The sequence below is a fragment of the Thermogemmatispora sp. genome, from assembly GCF_019683635.1.
In the GTDB taxonomy this organism is placed as follows: Bacteria; Chloroflexota; Ktedonobacteria; order Ktedonobacterales; family Ktedonobacteraceae; genus Thermogemmatispora.
Genome location: NZ_JADGIA010000325.1, coordinates 1 through 3,242, shown reverse-complemented (window position 1 = coordinate 3,242; position 3,242 = coordinate 1). Strand labels below are relative to the sequence as shown.

At 63.0% G+C, this 3,242-nt stretch carries 4 protein-coding genes and 1 pseudogene; 1 reads left to right on the top strand and 4 read right to left on the bottom strand.

The window, feature by feature from the left end; translation table 11 throughout:
* Window positions 1–138, top strand: a pseudogene (locus tag IRZ31_RS21535) (xanthine dehydrogenase family protein subunit M); the annotation flags it as partial.
* Window positions 139–366: 228 nt separating this feature from the next.
* Here the strand turns inward: IRZ31_RS21535 and IRZ31_RS20825 are convergent.
* From IRZ31_RS20825 to IRZ31_RS20810, 4 genes are all read right to left on the bottom strand, one after another.
* Complete coding sequence (locus IRZ31_RS20825) at window positions 367–903, bottom strand: NUDIX domain-containing protein (protein WP_297157543.1); 537 nt, start codon at window positions 901–903, stop codon at window positions 367–369.
* Between the two features lie 157 nt (window positions 904–1,060).
* Window positions 1,061–1,384, bottom strand: a complete 324-nt coding sequence (locus IRZ31_RS20820) for a helix-turn-helix transcriptional regulator (protein ID WP_297157540.1) — start codon at window positions 1,382–1,384, stop codon at window positions 1,061–1,063.
* 101 nt (window positions 1,385–1,485) lie between these two features.
* Entirely contained in the window at window positions 1,486–2,397 is a 912-nt protein-coding gene (locus IRZ31_RS20815; protein WP_297157537.1) for a class I SAM-dependent methyltransferase, read from the bottom strand.
* A gap of 18 nt (window positions 2,398–2,415) precedes the next feature.
* Window positions 2,416–2,853: a hypothetical protein gene (locus tag IRZ31_RS20810; RefSeq protein WP_297157534.1), complete on the bottom strand. Its 438-nt coding sequence runs from the start codon at window positions 2,851–2,853 to the stop codon at window positions 2,416–2,418.
* Window positions 2,854–3,242 lie beyond the last annotated feature (389 nt).

Genomic DNA, 3,242 nt, shown 5'->3' with positions numbered 1-3,242 from the left:
GCCGAGGCGGCCAGCCATGCCGCTGAGGGCCTGGAGCTGATGGAGGATATTCACGGCTCAAAGCAGTATCGGGCCCAGATGGCCGCGGTGATGGCGCGGCGGGCCATTCTGAAGGCTGCCGAGCGCGCGCGCGGCTGAGCGTCAGCAAGCGTATGTGACGACTCCTGTCCCCCCGCCACTGGTCCACGGCTGACCGGGCGCGGGACTTGAGGACCCTGGGCGGGCCAGCCCGAGAAGGCTCCGCTCAGGGTCCTCTGCGTTGGTGAGAAGGTTGCTCGCCCGCGTTGGTCTTCTGCCGGGCCGGGCGGCGTGAGTGGCGCCAGGTGCTGATAGCGGCTGACAGACTGCTGATGCGCTGCGCCAACCTCAGCGGATCAGCGGCAGCCCTCCGCGCCGCTCGGCCTCAAGGATGTGTCTGATCAGCTCGGCGTGGTCGAGGAAGAGGGTGGGCAGCTCTGTCAGGCTGAAAATCTCCAGCCGCTGGACGCTCTTCCCCGGTTTGGCGGCCTGCTTAAGGCGTCTCAGGTCGCAATCGACTAGATAGGTCAGCGAGAGGACCTGTGCGCGCTCGGCAAGCGGGGCCTGGAGAAAGCGGGGATCGCGCTCGGGCCGCAGGAGACCGAAGAGTCCGGCGAGTTGCCAGCACAGGATGCCGCAGGACTGCAGCTTGCGGTTGAGGACGCCATTGACGCGGTTGGGCAGGATCTTTGTCAGGCCCAGCTCTTCGCGCAAGGCGCGCAGGAAAGCCTGGTCAGCGCGCTCTCCCCAGTGCATTTTTTCCCCCAGCAGGGCGTAACGTTGCTCGTCCTCGCGCAAGATCAGGGCGATCTGGCTGCGGTCCACGTCGGTGAGGATGAGGTCGAGGCCAATGGCAAAGCGGGCGTCTTCTGGACGTAACGGCATGGCGTCAACTCCTCTTCTGCTCATGATTCTCTGGCTGCGTGGCGTGGCCTGGATGAGCGGGCAGGCGCCTGGGCGTTCGCCTCATGCCGGCGCACATGGGGCGTCCGCCCAGGGCCTTCCCACGCGCTGGCTTCCCTGCCCTATGCAGCAGCAGGCGTCAGAGACTGGGGTGAGAGGGGTCTGCTGGCCCTTGCGCTGGTCCTTGCTGCTCTGGTGGCCTGAGCAGGGCTTCCGGGGGGCATTTCTCCCAGGGCGCTTGCTCGATAGCCTGGCGCCAGGAGTGGACGCCAAGCGTCTCGTAGATGCGCTGAAAATAGAGGTTGATGGTCTCGACTTTGACGCCCAGTTGGGCGGCAATTTGGCGCCGGGCCAGTCCCTGGCGGGCCAGGATGAGAACACGCCATTCCTGCGGGCGGAGGCCACCGGGACTGGCGACCCGTGGCCCACGGTGATAGGGTCGCCGCATGGTTGTTCCTTTCATGCTTTTTCCCTCCTCTTTCTTCTCCAAGTGCTTGGCTTCAGCCTGAGTGCGGGCAGGGCTGACGTTGCCAGGCCGACTGCGTTGCTCGTCTGCGACTGGGCTTAGCGCTGGCCTGCCGCCAGGTAGCAGGCGTAGCGTGTTTGGTGCTGGTTGCACTCCTGCTCAAGGGCGGCGACAGTCTGGCGAAAGTGAGCAGGGCTGATGCCACAGGTGCGCACCGCCAGGGCTTCCAGTCCGGCGAAGCCGGCGGCGAAGTCGCGTATGCAGAGGAGTCCCAGACGCCCGGCCCAGGCTCCCAGGGGGAGCCAGAGGGTGTGCGTATGGATCTGACTGCAGCCAGCCTGGAGCAGCCACTCATTGAGACGGCTCATGTGGGTGGCGTCGATGCCGCGCAGGGCCGAGAGCTGGCGCCCCCAGGCGATGAGCTGCTGCAGGTTGGGACCGGCGTTGCGCGTTTCCGCTCCCAGTTCGATGAGTTCGATCCAGCCACCCGGGGTGGTGACACGATACAGCTCCTGGACGGTTCCCGGCCAGTGCTCCAGGGGGATGGCTGCCACGAGAAAGCGCTGATGGGTGTAGTGAAAGGTGCGGTCGGCGAAGGGCAGGCCCTGCAGGAGATTCCCCTGAATAAAGCGATAGTTGGGTGGCGGAGTGGTGGCTTTGACCAGTTCGAGGTCGAGGCCCGTGACCTGGGTGAGGGGGTACTGCCGCGCGATCTCGATGGCCCAGCGCCCCGTTCCGCAGCCAACATCGAGCACTTGACCGCCCTGCCGAAGCTGCTGGTCAACGGGGGCGAAGGTGAGTTGTCCTAGCGCCAGCCGCAGGACGTAGTGCTGAAAGTCCAGACGGTTGATCTCGCCCAGATCCTTGGGGAGCAGGTAGGGCACGTCTGGCAGACGCCGGCGCCCATCGCTCTCGTTGTCTGGAACCGTTCCTGTCTGGTTGAACTCGTCGGCGGCCTGCTGTGGCTCTGCCGGGGAGGGACGCAGCCATTTCCAGAGGCGCATGAACATGCTCAGACTCCTTTGTATTCAGGGGTAGACAGCCGGTGGATCAGCAAGGGCGCTTTCTTCGCCACGCAGGTGCGCGACCAGCTCCTCGCTGCTGATGGGTTGCGGCCAGAGGGTGGCGGGCGTGGCGATGATCTGCCAGGCGCGCGCGGCCCCGAAGCGGGCGATGAGCAGGTCGATGGTTTCCCACATGTCGAGCAGCCAATCGATGAGGTGCTCGGTCTCCTCGCTCGCTCCTAGCTCGGCCCGCAGGGCGCTGAGATGGTCCTGACGGCTCGCTGATAGGCGGTGCTGACTGAAGGAAGATCCCCGGCTGAGGTCTGCTTCGTGACAGCGAGGACAGTAGTGCCTGGAGACCTCGCTGCTGCGAGGAAAAAGGGCAGTGGCCATGATGCGGCTCTCCTGTTCTAACTGATCATCCTGACGTCGATACATATGGTCAGCAGTATCATTGAGCATTGAGAAAAGCCTCGCCGTTTGTTTTGAGTGAATAGTCTCCCTTACCCTTTTTCTGAAGAAAGATAGGGTTAATATGGTGAAGAAGCTATATCTTGACCTGCTGTCGAATCTACTATAGCCAGCTTTGCCGCCACAGTAAAGAGTGATTTGTGATAGCTTTGTCTCAAGTTCATTTCCGTTAAAAAAGGAAGCCTTGAACTAGGTATGACCTGCTGTTATACTGTCAGAGGGAATACGAAATTCAGGCCCCTTGGTGTCCTTTGATGGGAGAGTAAGCGAAGAGGAGGAAGGGATGAGTCTGCTGCGAAAACTGCGAGAGCAGGAGCTGGCGGGCTTGAGAGAGCAGGCGGAGAAGATAGGGATTGCAGTCGGGACGCTGCTGGCGGCGG